Origin of the sequence: Actinomadura geliboluensis, assembly GCF_005889745.1 — a bacterium.
GTDB lineage: Bacteria > Actinomycetota > Actinomycetes > Streptosporangiales > Streptosporangiaceae > Spirillospora > Spirillospora geliboluensis.
In genome coordinates this window covers 1-20,048 of sequence record NZ_VCKZ01000064.1, presented here as the reverse complement: position 1 = coordinate 20,048, position 20,048 = coordinate 1, and the positions used below count along the sequence as shown (strand labels likewise).

The 20,048-nt window shown below is 73.7% G+C and carries 23 protein-coding genes; 12 read left to right on the top strand and 11 right to left on the bottom strand.

Annotation, left to right across the window (positions count from 1 at the left end; genetic code table 11):
- Positions 1–4: 4 nt before the first annotated feature.
- From ETD96_RS11965 to ETD96_RS11955, 3 genes are all read right to left on the bottom strand, one after another.
- The gene (locus ETD96_RS11965) at positions 5–1,126 is read right to left on the bottom strand and encodes a D-alanine--D-alanine ligase family protein (RefSeq protein WP_138636383.1); all 1,122 of its coding nucleotides are present in this window, start codon (positions 1,124–1,126) and stop codon (positions 5–7) included.
- A gap of 77 nt (positions 1,127–1,203) precedes the next feature.
- Entirely contained in the window at positions 1,204–2,193 is a 990-nt protein-coding gene (locus ETD96_RS11960) for an NAD(P)H-dependent glycerol-3-phosphate dehydrogenase (RefSeq protein ID WP_138636392.1), read from the bottom strand.
- Between the two features lie 17 nt (positions 2,194–2,210).
- A complete protein-coding gene (locus ETD96_RS11955; protein ID WP_138636382.1) occupies positions 2,211–3,095 on the bottom strand; it encodes a lysophospholipid acyltransferase family protein in 885 nt (294 codons plus the stop codon).
- Positions 3,096–3,196: 101 nt separating this feature from the next.
- On the opposite strand from ETD96_RS11955, the gene cofC reads away from it, so the two are divergent.
- The gene (gene cofC / locus ETD96_RS11950; protein WP_138636381.1) at positions 3,197–3,874 is read left to right on the top strand and encodes a 2-phospho-L-lactate guanylyltransferase; all 678 of its coding nucleotides are present in this window, start codon (positions 3,197–3,199) and stop codon (positions 3,872–3,874) included.
- Positions 3,875–3,884: 10 nt separating this feature from the next.
- The gene (locus ETD96_RS11945; RefSeq protein WP_138636380.1) at positions 3,885–4,097 is read left to right on the top strand and encodes a hypothetical protein; all 213 of its coding nucleotides are present in this window, start codon (positions 3,885–3,887) and stop codon (positions 4,095–4,097) included.
- An 80-nt stretch (positions 4,098–4,177) separates the two neighbouring features.
- Here the strand turns inward: ETD96_RS11945 and ETD96_RS11940 are convergent, their stop codons facing one another.
- The 4 genes from ETD96_RS11940 to leuC all read right to left on the bottom strand — a co-directional run bounded on the left by ETD96_RS11940 (position 4,178) and on the right by leuC (position 7,018).
- The gene (locus ETD96_RS11940) at positions 4,178–4,456 is read right to left on the bottom strand and encodes an HU family DNA-binding protein (RefSeq protein ID WP_021598708.1); all 279 of its coding nucleotides are present in this window, start codon (positions 4,454–4,456) and stop codon (positions 4,178–4,180) included.
- A gap of 158 nt (positions 4,457–4,614) precedes the next feature.
- Positions 4,615–4,848, bottom strand: coding sequence for an SCO5555 family protein (locus ETD96_RS11935; protein ID WP_240807537.1), 234 nt, complete (start codon positions 4,846–4,848; stop codon positions 4,615–4,617).
- Between the two features lie 172 nt (positions 4,849–5,020).
- Positions 5,021–5,608, bottom strand: a complete 588-nt coding sequence (gene leuD, locus ETD96_RS11930) for a 3-isopropylmalate dehydratase small subunit (protein WP_138636378.1) — start codon at positions 5,606–5,608, stop codon at positions 5,021–5,023.
- Between the two features lie 12 nt (positions 5,609–5,620).
- A complete protein-coding gene (gene leuC, locus ETD96_RS11925) occupies positions 5,621–7,018 on the bottom strand; it encodes a 3-isopropylmalate dehydratase large subunit (RefSeq protein ID WP_138636377.1) in 1,398 nt (465 codons plus the stop codon).
- A gap of 112 nt (positions 7,019–7,130) precedes the next feature.
- Here leuC and ETD96_RS11920 point away from each other — a divergent pair, with 112 nt between their 5' ends.
- From ETD96_RS11920 to ETD96_RS11900, 5 genes are all read left to right on the top strand, one after another.
- A complete protein-coding gene (locus ETD96_RS11920; RefSeq protein WP_138636376.1) occupies positions 7,131–7,850 on the top strand; it encodes an IclR family transcriptional regulator in 720 nt (239 codons plus the stop codon).
- Positions 7,851–7,971: 121 nt separating this feature from the next.
- Positions 7,972–8,601: a MerR family transcriptional regulator gene (locus tag ETD96_RS11915; RefSeq protein WP_138636375.1), complete on the top strand. Its 630-nt coding sequence runs from the start codon at positions 7,972–7,974 to the stop codon at positions 8,599–8,601.
- A gap of 96 nt (positions 8,602–8,697) precedes the next feature.
- Positions 8,698–9,087, top strand: a complete 390-nt coding sequence (locus tag ETD96_RS11910) for a YidH family protein (protein WP_138636374.1) — start codon at positions 8,698–8,700, stop codon at positions 9,085–9,087.
- Positions 9,084–9,392: a DUF202 domain-containing protein gene (locus ETD96_RS11905; RefSeq protein WP_138636373.1), complete on the top strand. Its 309-nt coding sequence runs from the start codon at positions 9,084–9,086 to the stop codon at positions 9,390–9,392. The genes ETD96_RS11910 and ETD96_RS11905 overlap by 4 nt, the downstream gene beginning before the upstream one ends.
- A gap of 87 nt (positions 9,393–9,479) precedes the next feature.
- Positions 9,480–10,706 carry an NAD(P)-binding domain-containing protein gene (locus ETD96_RS11900; RefSeq protein ID WP_138636372.1) on the top strand — a complete coding sequence of 409 codons (1,227 nt, stop codon included), beginning with the start codon at positions 9,480–9,482 and terminating at the stop codon, positions 10,704–10,706.
- Positions 10,707–10,724: 18 nt separating this feature from the next.
- Here the strand turns inward: ETD96_RS11900 and ETD96_RS47545 are convergent, their stop codons facing one another.
- Positions 10,725–11,639, bottom strand: coding sequence for a LysR family transcriptional regulator (locus ETD96_RS47545; protein ID WP_205719221.1), 915 nt, complete (start codon positions 11,637–11,639; stop codon positions 10,725–10,727).
- A 103-nt stretch (positions 11,640–11,742) separates the two neighbouring features.
- On the opposite strand from ETD96_RS47545, the gene ETD96_RS11890 reads away from it, so the two are divergent.
- From ETD96_RS11890 to ETD96_RS11870, 5 genes are read left to right on the top strand one after another with little or no spacing between them, the layout of a single operon-like run.
- Complete coding sequence (locus tag ETD96_RS11890) at positions 11,743–12,573, top strand: SAM hydrolase/SAM-dependent halogenase family protein (RefSeq protein WP_138636371.1); 831 nt, start codon at positions 11,743–11,745, stop codon at positions 12,571–12,573.
- A gap of 27 nt (positions 12,574–12,600) precedes the next feature.
- Positions 12,601–13,470 carry an ABC transporter substrate-binding protein gene (locus ETD96_RS11885; RefSeq protein WP_138636370.1) on the top strand — a complete coding sequence of 290 codons (870 nt, stop codon included), beginning with the start codon at positions 12,601–12,603 and terminating at the stop codon, positions 13,468–13,470.
- Positions 13,431–14,348: an amino acid ABC transporter permease gene (locus tag ETD96_RS11880; RefSeq protein WP_240807533.1), complete on the top strand. Its 918-nt coding sequence runs from the start codon at positions 13,431–13,433 to the stop codon at positions 14,346–14,348. Before ETD96_RS11885 ends, ETD96_RS11880 begins: the two co-directional genes overlap by 40 nt.
- Positions 14,345–15,094, top strand: coding sequence for an amino acid ABC transporter ATP-binding protein (locus tag ETD96_RS11875; protein ID WP_138636369.1), 750 nt, complete (start codon positions 14,345–14,347; stop codon positions 15,092–15,094). The genes ETD96_RS11880 and ETD96_RS11875 overlap by 4 nt, the downstream gene beginning before the upstream one ends.
- Before the next feature lie 13 nt (positions 15,095–15,107).
- The gene (locus tag ETD96_RS11870; protein ID WP_138636368.1) at positions 15,108–15,506 is read left to right on the top strand and encodes an NUDIX hydrolase; all 399 of its coding nucleotides are present in this window, start codon (positions 15,108–15,110) and stop codon (positions 15,504–15,506) included.
- A gap of 12 nt (positions 15,507–15,518) precedes the next feature.
- On the opposite strand, the gene ETD96_RS11865 is transcribed toward ETD96_RS11870, so the two are convergent.
- From ETD96_RS11865 to ETD96_RS11855, 3 genes are read right to left on the bottom strand one after another with little or no spacing between them, the layout of a single operon-like run.
- Positions 15,519–16,895, bottom strand: a complete 1,377-nt coding sequence (locus ETD96_RS11865; protein WP_138636367.1) for an NADH-quinone oxidoreductase subunit N — start codon at positions 16,893–16,895, stop codon at positions 15,519–15,521.
- A gap of 12 nt (positions 16,896–16,907) precedes the next feature.
- On the bottom strand, positions 16,908–18,389 hold the full coding sequence (locus tag ETD96_RS11860) for a complex I subunit 4 family protein (RefSeq protein ID WP_138636366.1): 1,482 nt from the start codon (positions 18,387–18,389) through the stop codon (positions 16,908–16,910).
- A gap of 4 nt (positions 18,390–18,393) precedes the next feature.
- Positions 18,394–20,016 (bottom strand): NADH-quinone oxidoreductase subunit 5 family protein, encoded by a 1,623-nt coding sequence (locus ETD96_RS11855; protein ID WP_240807531.1) that lies wholly within the window; start codon positions 20,014–20,016, stop codon positions 18,394–18,396.
- Positions 20,017–20,048 lie beyond the last annotated feature (32 nt).

The following is a 20,048-nucleotide window of genomic DNA, read 5'->3' as shown; positions in this document are numbered from 1 at the left end:
CCGGCTAGCGCAGGCCGGTCGAGCGCTTCAGCGCCGTCTGGATGAGCCGGTCGACCAGCGCCGGGTAGTCCAGCCCGGTCGCCGCCCACATCTGCGGGAACGCCGACGCGGGGGTGAAGCCCGGCATGGTGTTGATCTCGTTGAGGACCCACCGGCCGTCCGGCGTGTAGAAGAAGTCGACGCGGGCGAGGCCCTCGCAGTCGAGCACCTCGAACGCCTGCACGGCGACGCGGCGGACCTCCTCGATCGCGGCGGGCGGCAGGTCCGGCGGGATCGCCATCGAGGTGGAGCCGTCGAGGTACTTGGTCTCGAAGTCGTAGAAGTCGTGCTCGCCCGCCATCAGCACCTCGGCGGGCAGGCTCGCCTCGGGCGGGCCGTCGTCCACGCCCTGCAGGACGCCGCACTCGACCTCGCGGCCCGCGATCCCGGCCTCCACGACCACCTTCGGGTCGTGCTCGCGGGCCGCCTCGACCGCCGCCTCCAGGTCGGCCTCGTCGGTGACGCGGGTGATGCCCATGCTCGACCCGGCGCGGGCCGGCTTGACGAACACCGCGGCGCCGTCCGTGAGGCCCAGCTCCTTGATCTCGTCGATCTTGCGCTTGCGCTCGCGCCGCCACTCCCGGTCGCCGACCAGCACGTACGGGCCGACGGGCAGGCCGCGCGCCTGCCAGACGAGCTTCATGTACCCCTTGTCCATGCCGACGGCGCTGGCCAGCACCCCGGCGCCGACGTAGCGGACGCCCGCCAGGTCGAGCAGGCCCTGGATCGTGCCGTCCTCGCCGTAGGGGCCGTGCAGCAGCGGCAGCACGACGTCGACCTCGGCGAGCGTGTCGGGGACCTCGCCCGGCCGGACCACCATCAGCCCGCGGCTGTCGGGGTCGAACGGCAGCGCGAGGGCGCTGCCGGCGCCGGTCACCTCGGGCAGCCGGCCGCCCTCGATCGCGAGCGGCAGGTCGGCGGGCGGCAGCACCCAGCGGCCGTCGCGGGCGATGCCGATCGGCACCACCTCGTACCGGTCCCGGTCGATGGCGGCCATGACGGCGCCCGCGGTGACGCACGAGATCGCGTGCTCGGAGCTGCGTCCGCCGAAGACCACGGCCACGCGGATCTTAGAAACCTGGGACATGAGGTCCGACCCTACCGGTGATCAGTCCGGCTCGGCCACGAGCGGCCGGGCGCGGCGGGACGCGGGGCGGCGGCACGTCACACCCCGTAACGCTCGGGCTTCGGGGACCGCGAGATCAGCGAGACCGCCGCCTCCTTGATCGGCATGCCGTGGTGCAGCACGGCGGTGACCGCCTCGGTGATCGGCATCTCGACGTTGTGCTTGCGGGCCAGCTCCAGCACCGCCTCGGACGACTTCACGCCCTCCGCGGTCTGCTTGGTGACGGCGATGACCTCGTCGAGCGTCATGCCGCGACCGAGGTTCTCGCCGAACGTCCGGTTCCGCGACAGCGGCGAGATGCACGTCCCGACGAGGTCGCCCATGCCGGCGAGCCCGGCGAAGGTGTGCTCGTCGGCGCCGAGCGCCGCGCCGAGCCGGGCGATCTCGGCGAGCCCGCGGGTGATCAGCAGCGCCTGGGTGCTGGCGCCGAAGCCGAGCCCGACCGACATGCCGACGCACAGCGCGACGATGTTCTTCACCGCGCCGCCGAGCTCGCAGCCGACCACGTCGGTGGAGGTGTAGACGCGGAAGTACGGGGTCATCGTCGCGGCCTGCAGGCGCCGCGCGACGGCCTCGTCCACGCAGGCGGCGACGGCCGCGCCCGGCTCCCCGCTCGCGATCTCGCGGGCCAGGTTGGGGCCGCAGAACACGCCGACCCGCTCCTGCGGGACGTCGGCGACCTCGCGGATCACCTCCGACATCCGCCGGGCGGTGCCCATCTCGACGCCCTTCATCAGGCTGACGAGCACCGCGTCCGGCGGCAGGTGCGGCACCCACGCGCCGAGGTTCTCGCGGAGCGTCTGCGCGGGCACGGCGAGCGCGACGAAGTCGGCGCCCTTCAGCGCCTCCGCCGGGTCGAGGGTGGCGCGGACGCCCGGCGGCAGCGTGACGCCGGGCAGGTAGTCGGGGTTCTCGTGCCGCTCGTTGACCGCCTCGACGACCTCGGGGCGGCGGCCCCACAGGACGACGTCGCCGCCCGCGTCGTGCAGCAGCTTGGTGAACGTCGTCCCCCAGGATCCGGCGCCCATCACCGCGGTACGGAAGGTCACGAGCCGTCCGCCTTCCGGTCGGCGGTGCCGCGCGCGGCGGGCGTGCGGCCGCCCGGCCCCGGCTCGGCCTGCCCCGGCTCGGCCGGCTCCGCGGGCGCCGGCACGGCGGCCTGCGCGGCCCGCGCGGCGCGGCGGCGCTCCTCCAGCACCAGGTGGTGGTCGTAGCGCTCCTTCGGCGGCTCCTCGCCGCGCAGCTCGCCGAGAAGGCCGGCGATCGCCGCCATGATGTCGTCGGTGGCGGCGCGCAGCGTCTCCTTGCTCAGCGGCAGACCCTCGTACGCCGACAGGTCCACCGGCGGCCCGGCGATCACCTTCATGGTCTTGCGGGGCAGCGGGTGGAAGCCCTTCTTCAGGCTGCCCGCCAGGCCCTTCTGCTCGCCCTTCTTGTACGGCATCAGCTCGTGCGCCCCCCAGCTCGCGACAGGGACGACCTTCGCGCCCGTCGTCAGCGCCATGCGGGCGACGCCCGTCTGGCCGGTCATCGGCCACAGCTCCGGGTCGCGGGTGCAGCTGCCCTCCGGGTAGAACATCAGGCACTCGCCGTCCAGCAGCGCCCGCTCCGCGTCCTTCAGGGCGAGCGAGGCGTCGGCGCGGTCGCGGTACACGGGGATCTGGCCGGTGCCGCGCAGCACGCTGCCGATGAACTTCACGTCGAACAGCGTGGACTTGGCCAGGTAGACCGGGTAGCGGCCCGACTCGTAGACGAAGTGGGCGAGCGCCAGGGGGTCGGACTCGGAGATGTGGTTGGCGGCGATGATGACGCCGCCCTTCCCGGGTACGTTGCCCCGGCCGCGCCAGTCCCGCTTCAGCAGCCCGAACAGCAGCGGGCGCAGGATGACGATGGTGAGCTTCCGCCAGCGCGGCGAGTACCCGTGGCTCATGCCCGTCCCCTCCTCATTCCTTCCCCTCCTCGCTTCATCCCCCGGATGAACGTGGGGTGTCATCAAGTGTCGCGGTTGCGTGCGCATAGTGTCGAGTTGCCATGTCTACAACAGCACGGGCCCGCGCCGCGCGGAACGCGCCCCGCCCGCCCTGGTCGCTCGTCGTCCCCGTCAAGGTGCTCGCCAGGGCCAAGACCCGCATGTCCGCCGCGGCGGGCCCGCACCGGGAGGCCCTCGCGCTCGCGGTGGCGGCCGACACGGTCGCGGCGGCGCTGCGCTGCGACCGGGTCCGCGACGTGATCGTTGTCACCGACGATCCCCTTCCGGCGGCCGAGCTCGCCGCCCTCGGCGCCCGCGTGGTGCCCGACGTGCCGGACGCCGGCCTGAACCCGGCGCTGGTGCACGGCGCGGGCCGGGGGCGCGAGCTGTTCCCGGACGCGGGCGTCGGCGCCCTCTCAGCGGACCTTCCCGCGCTGCGGCCGGATGAACTCGCCCGCGTCCTCGACGCCGCCGCGGCCGCGCCGCAGGCGTTCGTCCCGGACGCGGCGGGCGTCGGCACGACGCTGTACACGGCCCGTCCGGGCGTGCCGTTCGCCCCGGCGTTCGGCGGCGGGTCGCGGGCGGCGCACCGCTCCCGCGGCGCCGTGGAGATCGTCCTGCCCGGCATCGACAGCGTACGCCGCGACGTCGACACTCCGGAGGACCTCCGCGAGGCCCTCGCGCTCGGCACCGGCCCCCGCACCGCCGAGGTCGCGGCCCTGCTGCCCTCGGTGGCCTAGAGTTCCGGTCATGCAGGGGACGGTGAAGGCGTTCGACGCGGAGACCCGGTCGGGGAGCGTCCTCCTCGACGACGGCACGGAGCTGGCGTTCGACGCGGACGCGTTCGCGGCGGGCGGGCTGCGGCTGCTGCGGTTCGGCCAGCGGGTGAACCTCGCGGTGGAGGGCGGCCCGGGCGGCCGGGTCACCGCCGTGACGCTGTCGACGTTCCCGCTGCCCACCTGACGTTCCCGCTGCCCACCTGACCCGTGGACGCGTCAGCGCCCGGGACCGTTCGGACGGTCCCGGGCGCTGACGCGGCGTGGCTACTTCTTGCCGGCCACCAGGTTCTTGAAGTCCGCGCCGGCCTTGAACTTCGGCACGGACGTCGCGGGAACCTCGATGGTCTTGCCCGTTGCGGGGTTGCGGGCCGTACGGGCAGGCCGGTCGGCCTTCTCGAACGAACCGAACCCGGTGATGGCGACCTTGTCGCCCTTGGCGACGGCGTTCTGGATCGCCTCCAGGATGGCGTCGACGGCCTCGGCTGCGGCCTTCTTGCTGCCCAGCCGGTCAGAGATGGCGTCGACCAGCTCACGCTTGTTCATGGGTTACTCCTCTAGTTCCCCCCTTGCCCGAACGAAACTAAGGGACCCTCAGCATGGACACAATCACCTGCACGCAAGAGTTGGCGTGTCGCTGGCGTTTTTGTCGGCCTCGCCCCCGTCTCGCCGGGTGACCGGACCGGATCCGGCCACTGCGCACGCTAACCGACGTCGGCCCCGTCTTGGAAATCGGCGAGGAACGCGTCCAGCCTGCGAGCGGCCAGTCCGGCGTCCCGTTTCGCCAGATCGGTGATCGCCAGCAGGTGCCGGATGAGCCGCTGCCGGGTCTCGGCCGGAAGCGGCGCCACCGCCCGATGAGCGTCACGCAACTGGCGCGCGAGCAGCATCAACGCGGGATCGTCCCACTCCGGCCCGGTCCACGGGACGGCGCTCAATTCCATTCCCCCAAACGGTCGGCGAGCATGGCACACCCGAAATTGTCCCTGGTGCCGCCGGCCACCGACACGCCCGGGGTCCCCATGAGCGCGGCCCGCGCCTTTCGGAGGGGCCTCCTCCGGGGTCGCGGGCCTGCTCGACGACGGGGGTTCCAGGGGGCGCCCCCTGGGCTCACACGGTGGTGGGGAACCAGTCCTGGCGGGACTTCTCGAACTCGTTGATGGCGTCGGCGTGGCGGAGGGTGAGGCCGATGTCGTCCAGGCCCTCCATGAGGCGCCAGCGGGTGTAGTCGTCGATCTCGAACGACGCGGTCTCCCCGGCGTAGCGCACCTCGCGCTTGTCCAGGTCGACGGTGATCTCCAGCGCCGGGTCCTTCTCGATCCGGGCCTGGAGGTCCTCCACCTGCTCGCCGGTCAGGATGACCGGCAGCAGCCCCATCTTGGTGGAGTTGTTCCGGAAGATGTCACCGAAGCGCGGGGCGATGATGACGCGGAAGCCGTACTGCTGGAGGGCCCAGACGGCGTGCTCGCGGGACGAGCCGGTGCCGAAGTCGGGCCCGGCGACCAGGACGCCCGCGCCCTCGTACTGGGGCTGGTTCAGGACGAACTCGGGGTCCTCGCGCCAGGCGGAGAACAGGCCCTTGTCGAACCCGGTGCGGCTGACCTGCTTCAGCCAGACGGCCGGGATGATCTGGTCGGTGTCGACGTTGCTGCGGCGCAGCGGGACCGCGCGCCCGGTGTAGGTGGTGAACGCTTCCATCGTGGGTTCCCTCTAGAGGTCGGCGGGGGCGGTCAGGCGGCCGGTGACTGCGGTGGCGGCGGCGACGGCGGGCGACACCAGGTGGGTGCGGCCGCCGGGTCCCTGGCGTCCCTCGAAGTTGCGGTTGGACGTGGAGGCGCTGCGCTCGCCGGGCGTGAGCTTGTCCGGGTTCATCGCCAGGCACATGGAGCAGCCGGCCTCGCGCCACTCGGCTCCGGAGGCGGCGATGACCGCGTCCAGGCCCTCCTCCTCGGCCTGCTTCTTGACCTTCATGGAGCCGGGGACGACCAGCATCCGGACGCCGTCGGCGACCTTGCGGCCCTCCAGCACGCCGGCGACGGCGCGCAGGTCCTCGATGCGGCCGTTGGTGCAGGAGCCGACGAAGACGGTGTCGACCCGGATCTCGCGCAGCGGCGTCCCGGCGGTGAGGCCCATGTAGTCGAGGGCGCGCTCGGCGGCCTGGCGCTGGACCGGGTCGGCGAAGGACGCGGGGTCGGGCACGGACTCGCCGAGCGGCAGGCCCTGGCCGGGGTTGGTGCCCCAGGTGACGAACGGGGTCAGCGAGGCCGCGTCGATCACGACCTCCTTGTCGAAGACCGCGTCGTCGTCGGTGCGCAGGGACGTCCAGTACTCGACGGCCCGGTCCCAGTCCTCGCCCTGCGGCGCGTGCGCGCGGCCCTTGAGGTACTCGAACGTGGTCTCGTCCGGGGCGATCATCCCGGCGCGGGCGCCGGCCTCGATGGACATGTTGCAGACCGTCATGCGGCCTTCCATCGACAGCGAGCGGACCGCCTCGCCGCGGTACTCGATGATGTGGCCCTGGCCGCCGCCGGTGCCGATCTTCGCGATGATCGCGAGGATGAGGTCCTTGGCGGTGACGCCCGCGGGCAGCGCGCCCTCGACGGTGACGGCCATCGTCTTCGGCTGGACCTGCGGCAGCGTCTGGGTGGCGAGGACGTGCTCGACCTCGCTGGTGCCGATGCCGAAGGCGAGGGCGCCGAACGCGCCGTGCGTGGAGGTGTGCGAGTCGCCGCACACGACGGTCATGCCGGGCTGGGTGAGGCCGAGCTGCGGGCCCATGACGTGGACGATGCCCTGCCCGTCGTCGCCCATCGGGTGCAGCCGGACGCCGAAGTCGGAGCAGTTCTTGCGCAGCGTCTCGACCTGGGTGCGCGACACCGGGTCGGCGATGGGCTTGAGCAGGTCCGTGGTCGGGACGTTGTGGTCCTCGGTGGCGATGGTCAGGTCGGGGCGGCGGACCTTGCGGCCGGCCATCCGCAGCCCGTCGAACGCCTGCGGGCTCGTGACCTCGTGGACGAGGTGCAGGTCGATGTAGAGGAGGTCGGGCTCACCCTCGGCGCGCCGCACGACGTGCGCGTCGTAGACCTTCTCGGCCAGTGTTCGGCCCATCACTCCCACCTCACCTGTAAGGATCGTCGGTGCCCGGCGCAGGTCGCCGGCGCACCGTGGTCTCGGTCACCCTGACTTGCAATCTCACATTACGAGACGTCAATATCAAGACATGGACAACTCTAGCGGAGTCGGCGTACTTGACAAAGCGGTTCTCGTACTGAACGCGCTGGAGGCCGGCCCGGCCTCGCTCGCCCAGCTCGTCCAGACGACCGGGCTGGCCCGCCCGACCGCGCACCGGCTGGCCGTCGCGCTGGAGCACCACCGCCTCGTGCACCGCGACAGCCAGGGGCGCTTCATCCTCGGGCCGCGGCTCGCCGAGCTCGCCGTCGCCGCCGGCGAGGACCGGCTGCTCGCCATCGCCCAGCCCATCCTGGCCCAGTTGCGCGACCTCACCGGCGAGAGCGCCTCCCTGTTCCGCCGGCAGGGGGACGTCCGGGTGTGCGTGGCCGCCGCCGAGCGGACCAGCGGCCTGCGCGACACCATCCCGGTCGGCGCGGCGCTGCCGATGACGGCGGGGTCGGCCGCGCAGATCCTGCTCGCCTGGGAGGAGCCCGACCGGCTGCACCGGGGGCTGCGCAACGCCAAGTTCGAGGCGACGACGCTGGCGTCGGTCCGGCGGCGCGGGTGGGCGCAGAGCGTCGGCGAGCGCGAGCAGGGCGTGGGGTCGGTGTCGGCCCCGATCCGCGGCGCCGGCGGCCGGGTGATCGCGGCCGTCTCGGTGTCCGGGCCGCTGGAGCGGCTGACCCGCTCCCCCGGCCGGCTGCACGCCGGGCCGGTGGCCGCCGCCGCCGAGAAGATCTCCGAGGGGATGCGCCGCACCGCATCCTGACCCGGCGCACCGGACGACGGGAGAACCGAACAACCAGAACAACCCGGACAGACATTGGATAGTGCCAGTATCCAATCACCCGGCCTCGCTACCGTTGGCCTCCGGCGAAGGGGGTTCGACGGTGCAGATCTCCGAGCTCAGTGATCGGAGCGGTCTGACGATCCAGACGATCAAGTTCTACATCCGGGAGGGACTGCTCCCCAAGGGCTCGACCGTCAGCGCGACCCGCGCGGAGTACGACGGCCGCCATCTGGAGCGGCTGCGGCTGATCAACGCCCTGCGCGAGGTCGGGGACCTGCCCGTCGCGGCGATCCAGCAGATCATCGCGGCCGTCGAGGACGACCGGGTCAGCCTGCACGACCTGTTCGCCACCACCCGGCACGCGATCGGCCCGCACGTCGCCGCCCCGCACGACCCGCACTGGCGCGCCGCCCGCGAGGACGTGGACGCCCTCGTCCGCGAGCTCGGCTGGACGGTCGGCCCCGACGCCCCCGCCCGCGACCTGCTCGCGCACACGTTCACGGCGCTGCGCCGCCTCGGCTTCCCCATCACGCTCACGGACCTGCGCCCCTACGTCAACGCCGCGACCGAGGTCGCCGAGCACGAGATCGGCCGGGTCGGCGAGGGCGCGCCCCGCAGCCGGACGGTCCATTCGCTGCTCGTCTCCACCGTGCTCTACGAGCAGGTGCTCACCGCCCTGCACCGGCTGGCCCAGGAGGACGCCTCGGCCCGCCGCTTCGGCACCCGCTGAACCACCCCCCACCAGGCATTTCCCAGATTATCAGTCGGAATTGATTTTCCGTCCCGAAAATGGCGGGGGCACTTTCATCGCCTATTATGAATGGCGATGACCGCGACACGGCACTCGTCCTCCCCGCGCGGCAGGTGGGCCGACCGCCTGCTCGCCGAAGGCGACGACCCCGACCCCAGATTCACCCTCGCCAACGAGCGCACGTTCCTGGCCTGGATCCGCACGGCGCTGGCGCTGATCGCGGGCGGCGTCGGCGCGGCGCTCGCCGGCGACTTCCTCGAACCGGTGCTGCGGCACGGCCTCGCGATCGCGTTCGCCGGGACGGGCGCGCTCACCGCCGTGCTCGCGTTCCGCCGCTGGCTGCGCACCGAGCGCGCCCTGCGCCGCGACGAGACTCTGCCGCCGCCCGCGCTCGCCCCGGTCATGGCCTACGGCATCGCGATCGCCGCGATCGCCCTGCTGGTCGCGCTCCTGGTCACGCGGTGAAGCTCTGGGACCGGGGGGCGCAGCCGGAGCGGACGGCGCTGGCCTGGTCCCGCACCACCCTGTCCCTGACCGTCGCGGGCCTGCTGTGCGTGCGGCTCGCGCCCTCGGCCGCCGGGATGGCCGCCGCCGCGGCCGTCGTCTGCGGCAGCGCCGCGCTGCTGGTGCGGCGCACGCGGGCCGGGCTGCGGACGCGGGCGCACCGGCTGCCCGCGGGCGGCGGCGCGGCCGACCCCGGCTCCATCGTGCTCATGACGGGCCTGGCGCTGCTGCTGGCCCTGGCGGCGATCCTCTTCGCCTTCGGCTGATCCGCTGAGCCATGCGCCGTCCGCATGGCAGGCGTGCGAACCCTTCGCTGGTGTCATCGCATAAAGGCGCCTAGCGTCGATCGCGCCATGACAAGAATCGCTTTTCTCGGACTGGGGCGCATGGGCGTCCCCATGGCCGCGCGGCTGCTCGCCGCCGGCCACGACCTGGCCGTCTGGAACCGGACGCCCGCCCGCGCGGCGCCGCTCGCGGGGGCCGGCGCCACCGCGGCGGCCACGCCCGCCGAGGCCGCCGCCGGCCGCGACCTGGTGATCACGATGCTCACCGACGCGGACGCGGTGGAGGCCGCCCTGTTCGGTCCCGCCGGGGCGGTCGCCGCGCTGGCGCCGGGCGCGGTGATCGCCGACATGTCGACGATCGGGCCGGACGCCGTCCGCCGCGTCCGGGACCGGCTGCCCGCCGGGATCGGCTTCGTGGACGCGCCCGTCTCCGGGAGCGTCCCGCAGGCGGAGGCGGGCGAGCTGGTGATCCTCGCGGGCGCCGCGGAGAACGACCTCGCCCGCTGCACGGCCGCGTTCGAGGCGCTCGGGCACGTCCGGCACGCCGGGCCGCCCGGCGCGGGCGCCGCGCTCAAGCTGGTGGTGAACGGCGCGCTCGTCGCGGGCTTCGCCACACTGGGCGAGGCCCTCGCCGTCGCCGACCGGCTCGGTGTCGACACCGGCCTGGCCCTGGAGCTCCTGTCCCGCGTCAGCCCGCAGGCACGCCGCCTGCTGGACGGCGAGGGCCCGCCCCGCTTCACCCTCGCGCTCGCCGCCAAGGACCTCGGCCTCGCACTCGACGGCGCCGCGCAGGGCGGCGTCCTGTCCGCCGTCCAGGCGCACGCGCGGGCCGCGCTCGGCGACGGGCTCGGCGGCCGCGACCTCACCTCACTCACCGACCACATCAGGAGAAACGCACAGATGCGCGTCACGCTCGGCAACCCGGACACCGTTCCCGCGCCGCCGAACCCCGCCTACTCCCACACCGCGTACGTCACCCAGGGGCCGATACTCTACGTGTCGGGGCAGATCGCCATGGACGAGGACGGCAAGGTGGACGCCCCCGGCGACATGACCCGCCAGTGCGAGGTGATCTTCTCGCTGCTCGGCCGCATCCTCACCGCGCACGGCGCGGGCTTCGACGACGTCGTCAACATCCGCACGTTCCTCACCGACATGGATCTGCGCGCGGAGTACGCGGCGGTCCGCTACCGGCACATCACCGGCACCCCGCCGACCAGCACGACCGTGGAGGTGCCGCGCCTCTTCCACCCGGACGCGCTGATCGAGATCGAGCTCGTCGCCGCGGTCCCCTGACGCCTCCGGAGCAAGGGGCTAAGGGCGCAGGTCCCCGGCCACGTCACGCAGGTCCGCCAGGAACGCCGTGACGGCCGGGGACCGCCGCGCGTGCCGCCCCACCGCCGCGTAGACGGTGCGGCGCGGCCCCCGGCCGGACGCCACGGCGCGCAGCACCACCCCGTCCCGCACCACGGCCGAGGCCGCCAGCGCGGGCACGAGCGTCACGCCGAACCCCTCCGCGACCAGGCCCAGCTTGGAGATCCACTCGGCGACCCGGATCGGGGTCTCCGGGACGAACCCGGCGGCCTCGCAGCGGGCGCGCAGCGCGGCGATCGCCTCGGGGTCGTCGGCGACGATCCACGGCTCGGCGGCCAGCTCGTCCAGCGGGACGCGGTCGCGCGCGGCGAGCCGGTGCCCGCTCGGCAGCGCGACGAGCAGCGCGTCGTCCAGCAGCGGCACGAGGTGGTCGGCGTCGAGCGACGGGTGCTTGTGCGTGCTGACCAGCACGATGTCGAGGTCTCCCGCGTCCAGCATCGGCAGCAGCCGCTCGGTCGTCCCCTCCCGCAGCACCGGCCGCACGCCCGGATGCCGGGCCCGGAACCGGGCGAGGGCGCGCGGCACGAGCACGGCGTTGGCCGTGGGGAAGGCGCCGAGGCGCAGCGTCCCGGTGTCGAGGCGGCGCAGCCCGTCGAGCGCGCGGGCGGTGGCGGCGAGCCGGTCGAGCAGCGCCCGCGCGTGCGGCAGCAGGTGCTCCCCGGCGGGGGTCGGCCGGACGCCCCGCGCGCCGCGCGCGAACAGCTCCACCCCGCAGACGTCCTCCAGCGCGGCGACCTGCCGGGACACCGCCGACTGGGTGTAGCCCTCGGCGGCCGCGGCGGCGGTGAAGGAGCCGAGGTCGGCGACGGCGACGAACGTCCGCAGCAGGACGGGATCGAGGGCTTCGGCGCGCACCCGTGCAGGATACGAGCAGCCGGGGAGCGCGGGCTGATCACCGGCTTGGTACCCTTTTGCCTCTCACCCTCCGTCATCACCGCAGGTCCCGCCGAGGTCGCCCATGTCCGAGAGCCGTCCGTTCGTCAGTCTGGCGACCGACTTCGGCGCCGCCTACACGTCCATCTGCGCCGGCGTGGTCTACACGATCGCGCCCGAGGCCACCGTGCTCGTGCTGAGCGACGAGATCACGCCGTTCGACGTCCGCGAGGGCGCGATGCTGCTGCGCCAGGCGCTCCCGTACCTGCCCGTCGGCGTCCACACCGGGATCGTCGACCCCGGCGTCGGGACGCCGCGCCGCCCCGTCGCGGTCGAGACCGGGCGCGGGGACGTGCTCATCGGCCCCGACAACGGGCTGCTCGTCCCCGCCGCCGAGGTCCTGGGCGGGGTCGTCCGGGCGCACGCCCTGGAGAATCCCGCGTACCGGCTGCCGGAGGTGTCGACCTCCTTCCACGGCCGCGACATCTTCTCCCCCGCCGCCGCGCACGTCGCGAACGGCGTCGCCGTCGCCGACCTCGGTCCGGCGGTCGAACCGCTGCCGCTGGACGTCCCGCCCCCGGTGGCGGGCGACGGCGGCCTCACCGTTCCCGTGCTCTACACCGACCGCTTCGGCAGCCTCGTCCTCGGCGCCGAACCCGGCGATCTGACCGCCGCGTTCGGCGAACTGCCGCCCGGGACTCCGCTGGACGTCGCTTGGACCGTTCCGGCCCCGGGCTCGGCCCGCGTGGCCTTCGCGGAGACCTTCGGCGCGGTCGCGCCCGGCGAGCCGCTGCTGTGGACGGACTCGTCCGGCTGGCTCGGCCTCGCCGTCAACCAGGGATCGGCCACCGATGCCCTCGGCCTCAAGGGTGTGCGGTCCCTCACGCTGCGCCCGGCCACTCCCCGTTCTGCCTGATAACAAAACGACCGCTGGAGGCCCCCAATGCACCGCCGCCCCCTGGCGGCCGTCCTCACCGGACTGGCCGCGCTGACCCTCGCCGTCACCGCCTGCGCCCCGCAGGAGGACGACACCGCCGCCGCCTCCAAGAGCCCCGCGTCCTGCACGAAGGACAAGCTCGCCCTGAAGACGCCCGGCAAGCTGACGGTCGCCACCGACAAGCCCGCGTTCGAGCCGTGGTTCAAGGACGACGACCCGAAGAACGGGCAGGGCTTCGAGAGCGCCGTCGCCTACGCGGTCGCCGGCAAGCTGGGCTTCACCAAGGACGAGGTGGCCTGGACGGTCGAGTCGTTCGAGTCGTCCTACGCGCCCGGCACGAAGAAGTTCGACTTCGACATCAACCAGATCTCCGTCACCCCCGCCCGCGAGAAGGCCGTGACGTTCAGCGACGGCTACTACGAGGTCCAGCAGGGCGTGGTCGCGCTGGAGGGCACCAAGTTCGCGGACGCGTCGAGCATCGCCGAGCTGAAGGGCGCGAAGATCGCCGTGCAGGTCGGCACGACCTCCTACCAGGCGGTCAAGAACCAGCTCAAGCCGGACGCCGAGCCGAAGGTGTTCAACAACCAGATCGACGCCGTCAACGCGCTGAAGAACAAGCAGGCGGACGTGCTGCTGGTCGACCTGCCGACCGCGTTCTACGTGACCGCCGCCCAGGTCGAGGGCTCCAAGATCGTCGGGCAGCTGCCGCAGACGCAGGGCGGCGAGACCGAGCACTTCGGGCTGCTGCTGGAGAAGGGCAACCCGCTGGTCGGCTGCCTCGACCAGGCGATCGGGGAGCTGAAGTCGTCCGGTGAGCTGGCGAAGATCGAGGAGCGGTGGCTGACGTCGTCGGCGGGCGCTCCCGTGCTGAAGTGACCGCGTCCGGGACGAGCGCGCCCGGCGACGGCGCCTGGGTCAAGAGCGCACGGCAGCTCGACCGGGAGCGCCAGCGCCGCCGCGCCGGCGCCCGGTCGGCGTCCCTCGCCACGGCGTCGACCGTGCTGTTCGCGGTCATCGTCGTGGCGGTCGTGGTGTCCTCGCCCGGCTGGCCCCGGGTGCAGGAGACGTTCTTCTCCTGGGGCGAGTTCACCGACGCGTTCCCCGACGTGCTGCGCGGCTTCTGGCTGAACGTCCGGATCTTCCTGATCGCCGAGCCGGTGATCCTGGCCGTCGGGCTGCTGGTGGCGCTCGCGCGGGGGCTGCGCAGCCCGCTGTTCTTCCCGCTGCGGGCGCTCGCCGTCGCCTACACCGACGTGTTCCGGGGCATCCCGACGATCCTGCTGGTGTACCTGGTCGGGTTCGGGCTGCCCGCGCTGCGGCTGCAGGGCATTCCCGACAATCCGGCCGTGCTGGGCGGGTTCGCGCTGGTGCTGTCCTACGGCGCGTACGTCGCGGAGGTGTTCCGCGCCGGGATCGACTCGATCCATCCGAGCCAGCGCGCCGCCGCGCGGTCGCTCGGCCTCAGCCGCACGCAGAGCCTCCGGTTCGTGGTGCTGCCGCAGGCGGTGCGCCGGGTCGTGCCGCCCCTGCTGAACGACTTCGCCTCGCTGCAGAAGGACACCGCGCTCGTCGCCGTCCTCGGTCCGCTGGAGGCGCTCCGGCAGGCGCAGATCCACTCGGCCGACACCTTCAACTACACGCCGTTCCTGGCCTCGGCGGTGCTGTTCATCGCGCTGACGGTGCCGATGGCGAGGTTCACCGACCATCTCGCGGCGCGCGCGGAGCGGCGCCGCGCCCCCGGAGGCGGCACATGAGCGAACCGCTGCTGCGCGTCGAGGGCGTGTGGAAGACCTACCACGCGCATCCGGTGCTGCGCGGCGTCGACCTGGACGTCGCGCCGCACGAGGTCGTCTGCCTGATCGGCGCGTCCGGCTCGGGCAAGTCGACGCTGCTGCGCTGCGTCAACGTGCTGGAGACCGTCGACGACGGGGCGATCTTCCTGGACGGCGACGACATCACCGACCCGGACGCCGACCCCGACGACGTCCGCAAGCGCATCGGGATGGTGTTCCAGTCCTACAACCTGTTCCCGCACATGTCGGTGCTGGACAACATCACCCTCGCGCCGGTGCGCGTGCACAAGCGGCGGCGCGCCGAGGCCGAGAAGGACGCCCGGGAGCTGCTGGAGCGGTTCGGGCTCGCCGACAAGGCCGCCGAGTACCCCGACCGGCTCTCCGGCGGGCAGCAGCAGCGCGTCGCGATCGTCCGGGCGATGGCGGGGCGGCCCAGCCTGCTGCTGCTGGACGAGGTGACGTCCGCGCTCGACCCCGAGCTGGTCACCGAGGTGATGGACATCATCCGGGAGCTGAAGGACTCCGGCATGACGATGGTCCTGGCGACGCACGAGATGGGCTTCGCCCGCGACATCGCCGACACCGTGTGCTTCCTGCACGACGGCGTGCTGCTGGAGCGCGGGCCCGCCGAGCAGATCTTCACCGAGCCCGCCGAGCCGCGGACTCGCGAGTTCCTGCGCCGGGTCCTGGAGTCCCGGAGGCTGTAGGAGACTGATCGGCGTGGCAGATCTCGATGTGGTGGCGTGGGTGCAGGTGGCGGACGGCCGGATGCTCGCGGTCCGGTCGCGGGGCCGCGACCTGCTCTACCTTCCGGGCGGCAAGCGCGAGCCGGGCGAGGACGACTGGTCGGCCCTGTCCCGCGAGGTCCGGGAGGAGCTCGCGCTGGAGCTGGACCGGGCGTCCTTCCGGGAACTGGGCGTCATCCGCGCGCCCGCCCACGACCAGCCCGACTTCGCCCACGTGCGGATGGCCTGCTTCACCGCCGCGTACCGGGGCGCGATGACCGCGGCCGGCGAGGTGGACGAGTACGTCTACGTGGGGCGCGGCGAGCGGCACCTGCTCGCCCCGGCGGCGCGGGCCGCGCTCGACCTGGCCGGGGAGCACGGCCTCCTGAACTGACCGGTCCGGGGTTCACCTCGCCAGGGCCACGCCGGCGCCGATCCCGAGCGCCAGCGAGAGCAGCGCGGCGGCGACGGCGACCGCCGTGGCGCCCCGCGCCGGACGGGACGTCCCGTCCGGCCGCCGGAACGCCGGGACGATCCAGCGCAGGTAGTAGAAGACGCTCGCGACCGTGTTGACGGCGGCGACGACGGCGAGCCACAGGTAGCGGCCGTCCAGGGCCGCGCCGAACATCAGGACCTTCCCGACGAACACGGCGGTCGGCGGGGTGCCGATGAAGCCGAGCAGGCAGATCACCAGCGACAGGCCGAGCACCGGTGAGCGGCGCATCAGCCCCGCGTATCCGGCGAGGTCGTCGCGTCCGGCCGCGAGGACCACCGCGAACGCGCCCGCGTTGGTCACCGCGTAGGCGGCGACGTAGTACAGCAGCGCGGGCTCGGCCAGGTCGGCGCGTCCCGCCATCGCGACGGGGACGAGCAGGTAGCCCGCCTGGCTGACGGTCGAGTAGGCCAGCAGCCGCCGCACGTTGTCCTGCCCGAACGCGGCGAGGTTGCCGAGCGTCATGGTGGCCGCCGCGACGACGGCGACGAGCGTGGGCCACCCTGCCGCGCCGGGCGGGAGGGCCTCGGCGCCGAACCGGTAGAGGGCGGCGAACGCGCCGATCTTCGGGACGGTCGTGACGAACGCGGCGACGGCCGGCGGCGCGCCCTCGGTGACGTCCGGGACCCAGAAGTGCCCGGGGACCGCGCCCGCCTTGAACAGCAGCCCGGCGAGCAGCGCGACGACACCGGCGGCGACCGCCGCCGAGGGGGCGTCGGCGAGGCCCGCGCGCAGCGCCGCGTAGGAGGTGCCGCGCCCCACCCCGGACAGCACCGTCACCCCGGCGAGCATGAACACGCCGAGCAGCGCCCCCATCAGGTAGTACTTCAGCGCGGCCTCGGTGCCCGGCGCGTCCTTGCCGAACCCGGCGAGGGCGTAGGCGGGGATGCTCGCCAGCAGGTAGGCGGCGACCAGCACCAGCAGGTCGGACGAGGCCCCCAGCACGATCGCCCCGAGCGCCGACAGCAGGATCAGGACGTAGTGCTCGCTCTCCCGCGGATGGCCGCGCACCGGCCCGGCGGCGAGGGCCAGCACGGCGAGCGTCGCGGCCATCACGGCGATCCGGGTGACGTGCGTGATCGGGTCGACCTCGAACGCGTCGAACACCGCCAGGTCGGCGCGGGTCGCCGCCACCCCGGCGGCGACGAGCCCGGCGGCGAGCCCGGCCGCGCAGATCACCGCGACCCGCCACTGCCGGGTCCGCGGCAGGAACAGCCCGTTGACCAGGCCGAGGACGGCGGCGAGCAGGACGCACAGCTCGGGGGCGAGGTCGGCGGGGTTCTCGTTCATCACCGTGCCGCGTCACCGTCCCACGAGCCCGACGACGGCGGCCGAGACGGGCTCGATCGTGTCGAGCAGGCCGCGCGGCACCACGCCGATGAGCAGCGACAGGAGCAGCAGCGGGGCGAGCGCGGCGAGCTCGGGCCGGCGCACGTCGGTGACCCGGCCGGTCAACTCGCCGGGCGGCCCGAGCACGGCCCGGTGCAGGACGCGCAGGAACAGCCCGGCCGTGATCAGGATGCCGAGGACGGCGAGCGCGCCGGCCGCGGCGGCTGCGGCGGTGCCGCTCCCGATCGTCCCGGCGAAGATCTGGAACTCGGCGATGAACCCGGACAGGCCGGGCAGCCCGAGCGAGGCGAACGCGGCCACCGCGAACAGCCACGCGAACACCGGCGCGTTCCGCGCGATCCCGCCGAACCGGCCGATGTCGTAGCTGTCGGCGCGGTCGTGCAGGACCCCGGCCAGCAGGAACAGCGCGCCGGTGACGAGCCCGTGGCTGACCATCTGCGTCACCGCGCCGGTCACCGCGAGGCGCCGCGCGTCCGCGTCGCCGGACGCGTACCCGGCCGCACCCAGCGCGAGGACGATGTAACCCATGTGGTTCACGGACGTGTAGGCGATGAGCCGCTTGACGTTGTCCTGCGCGAGGGCGACCAGTGCCCCGTACAGGACGCTGACCAGCCCGACGATCAGGAAGGCGAGCGCGTAGCGGCGCCAGGCGTCCGGCAGCATCGGCATCGCGATCCGGACGAGCCCGTAGGTGCCCATCTTCAGCATCACCCCGGCGAGGATCGCCGACCCGGCGGCGGGCGCGTCGGTGTGCGCGGGCGGCAGCCAGGTGTGGAACGGGACGACCGGCGTCTTGATGCCGAGCCCGATCGCCACGGCGAGCAGCGTCAACCCGGCGAGCCCGCCGTGCAGCGGCGGGTTCCGGGTCAGCTCGACCATGTCGAAGGTGTTGGGGTCGGCGCCGAGGTAGAGGCCGATGAAGCCGAGCAGCAGGACCAGCGACCCGAGGAAGGTGTAGAGGAAGAACTTCAGCGCCGACCGCGACCTGTCGCCGTGCCCCCAGAGCAGGATCACGAAGTACATGCCGACGATCGACAGGTCGAAGAAGACGAAGAACAGCAGGAGGTCGAGGGCCGCGAACAGGCCGAGGCACACCGTCTCCAGGAAGAGGAACAGCATCGCGAACGCCCGCACCCGGTGCGTGTGCCGCAGCGAGTACACCGCGCAGGCCGCGAACAGCACGGCGGTGAGGGCGAGCAGCGGCAGCGACAGGCCGTCCACGCCGACGTGGTAGCCGGCCCCGACGGACGGGATCCACCGCACGTCGGTCTCGTACGAGAGCCCGCCGCCCGTGCCGTGCGCGACCCACATCCAGCCGACGAGCGCGACCTCCGCGAGGCTGACGGCGGTCCACGTCCACGGCACCGCGCGGCGCGGGACGGCCGGCAGCACGGCCGCGACCAGGACGGGCAGGAAGATCACCAGTGTCAGCATCGGCTCACCCGGCCAGGACGGCGACGACGACGAGCACCGCGAGCACCACCGCGGCCTGGGCGTAGTACAGGTGCACCTGCCCGGTCTGCGGGCGGCGGGCCAGCGCGGCGAGGGCGCGGGCGGCGCGCACCACCAGGGCGGTCACACCGTCCACGCGGATCTCGACCCGGCGCCCGGCCAGGCCCGCCGCCCACCGGCCGCCGCGCGCGGCGCCCCGGACGGCGCCGTCCACGACCCGGTCGTCGAACCGGGCCAGCGCCCGCGCGGCCGCGAATGCCGGACGCACGACGACCGCCCCCGCGGCCCGCTCCAGGTAGAGCCATTCCACCGCCCATCCGGGCGCCGGAACCCGCCGGGCGGCCCCGACCGCGCCGACCGTGAGCACCGCCAGGGCGCCGGACAGGACGAGCACCTCCAGGTCGGGGCCGCCCTCGTGCGGCATGCCGAGCATGCGTCGCCAGGCGTCCGCCACCGCGGGCACCCCCAGTACGCCGAGCACCGCCGCCGCGAAGGCCAGCACGACCAGCGGAGCCTGCCCGAGGACCGGCACCCGGATCCCCGCCCCCACGACAGGACGGAACACCGCGAACAGCGCCTTCGCCGGGTAGGCCGACGACAGCACCGACGCCGCGAGCCCCACCGCGAGCAGCCCGGCGGGCAGGCCGCGCAGCACCTCGTCCTTGGTCACCCACAGCGACAGCGGCGGGACGCCCGCCAGCGCCAGCGCCCCCACGCCGAACGCGGCGCCGACGAGCCGGTGCCGCCGGGCCGCACCGCGCAGTTCGTCCAAGCGCTCGGTCCCGAGGGCGGTCAGCCAGACGCCCGCGCAGAGGAACAGCAGGCTCTTCACCGCCGCGTGCGCGACGAGCTGGGCCGTCGCCCCGCCCACCGAACCCGCTCCGGCGCCCAGCACCATGAAGCCGATCTGCGCGCACGTGGACGCGGCGAGGAGCTGCTTGAGGTCCCGCTGGGCCAGCGCGACGGCGCCCAGCAGCAGGGCGGTCACCGCACCCGCCCACGACACGAGCGCGTCCGCCCAGCCGGTCGCGGCCAGCAGCGGATGGACGCGCATCAGCAGGTACGCCCCGGCGGCGACCATCGTGGCCGAATGCAGCAGCGCCGACACCGGGCTCGGGCCCGCCATGGCCCGCGCCAGCCAGAACGAGAACGGCAGCTGCGCCGACTTGCCCAGCGCGGACACCACGATCCCCGCCGCGACCAGGTCCCGCCAGGGGGCGTCCGCCTGCGCGAGCGCGTCCAGCCGCAGCGAATGGGCGCCCGCGACCGCGAAACCCGCCGCCGCGTACAGGCCCAGGTCGGCGGCCCGGGTCGTCAGGAACGCCACGTCCGCCGACCGGACCCGCTCGGCGTCCGGCCACACGTAGCCGATGAGCGCGTACGACATCGCGCCCATGACCTCCCAGCCCATCAGCAGCATGAGCAGGTCCGTGGCGGTGACCGTGACCGCCATCGCCGCCGCGAACAGCAGCATCAGCGCGTGGAAGCGGACCCCGTACCGCTCCCCCGCCGCGAACACCAGCACCGCGACCAGGACGACCGCCAGGGTCACCAGCAGCACGGCGGACAACCCGTCCACCGCCAGCCCGCCCAACCGTACGGCCGTCATCCCTGCCCCCTGTGGGGGGCGACCCCCCACAC

What these genes read in the sequence shown, in the direction of transcription:
- ETD96_RS11910 (WP_138636374.1), top strand. Translation starts at nt 8,698, where the DNA reads ATGACCGCGACACGGCACTCGTCCTCCCCGCGCGGCAGGTGGGCCGAC.
- cofC (WP_138636381.1), top strand. Translation starts at nt 3,197, where the DNA reads ATGTCTACAACAGCACGGGCCCGCGCCGCGCGGAACGCGCCCCGCCCG.
- ETD96_RS11940 (WP_021598708.1), bottom strand. Translation starts at nt 4,456, where the DNA reads ATGAACAAGCGTGAGCTGGTCGACGCCATCTCTGACCGGCTGGGCAGC.
- ETD96_RS11885 (WP_138636370.1), top strand. Translation starts at nt 12,601, where the DNA reads ATGCACCGCCGCCCCCTGGCGGCCGTCCTCACCGGACTGGCCGCGCTG.
- ETD96_RS11865 (WP_138636367.1), bottom strand. Translation starts at nt 16,895, where the DNA reads ATGAACGAGAACCCCGCCGACCTCGCCCCCGAGCTGTGCGTCCTGCTC.
- ETD96_RS11900 (WP_138636372.1), top strand. Translation starts at nt 9,480, where the DNA reads ATGACAAGAATCGCTTTTCTCGGACTGGGGCGCATGGGCGTCCCCATG.
- ETD96_RS11945 (WP_138636380.1), top strand. Translation starts at nt 3,885, where the DNA reads ATGCAGGGGACGGTGAAGGCGTTCGACGCGGAGACCCGGTCGGGGAGC.
- ETD96_RS11960 (WP_138636392.1), bottom strand. Translation starts at nt 2,193, where the DNA reads ATGGGCGCCGGATCCTGGGGGACGACGTTCACCAAGCTGCTGCACGAC.
- ETD96_RS11890 (WP_138636371.1), top strand. Translation starts at nt 11,743, where the DNA reads ATGTCCGAGAGCCGTCCGTTCGTCAGTCTGGCGACCGACTTCGGCGCC.
- ETD96_RS11965 (WP_138636383.1), bottom strand. Translation starts at nt 1,126, where the DNA reads ATGTCCCAGGTTTCTAAGATCCGCGTGGCCGTGGTCTTCGGCGGACGC.
- ETD96_RS11875 (WP_138636369.1), top strand. Translation starts at nt 14,345, where the DNA reads ATGAGCGAACCGCTGCTGCGCGTCGAGGGCGTGTGGAAGACCTACCAC.
- ETD96_RS11955 (WP_138636382.1), bottom strand. Translation starts at nt 3,095, where the DNA reads ATGAGCCACGGGTACTCGCCGCGCTGGCGGAAGCTCACCATCGTCATC.
- ETD96_RS11860 (WP_138636366.1), bottom strand. Translation starts at nt 18,389, where the DNA reads ATGCTGACACTGGTGATCTTCCTGCCCGTCCTGGTCGCGGCCGTGCTG.
- ETD96_RS11920 (WP_138636376.1), top strand. Translation starts at nt 7,131, where the DNA reads ATGGACAACTCTAGCGGAGTCGGCGTACTTGACAAAGCGGTTCTCGTA.
- leuC (WP_138636377.1), bottom strand. Translation starts at nt 7,018, where the DNA reads ATGGGCCGAACACTGGCCGAGAAGGTCTACGACGCGCACGTCGTGCGG.
- leuD (WP_138636378.1), bottom strand. Translation starts at nt 5,608, where the DNA reads ATGGAAGCGTTCACCACCTACACCGGGCGCGCGGTCCCGCTGCGCCGC.
- ETD96_RS11855 (WP_240807531.1), bottom strand. Translation starts at nt 20,016, where the DNA reads ATGACGGCCGTACGGTTGGGCGGGCTGGCGGTGGACGGGTTGTCCGCC.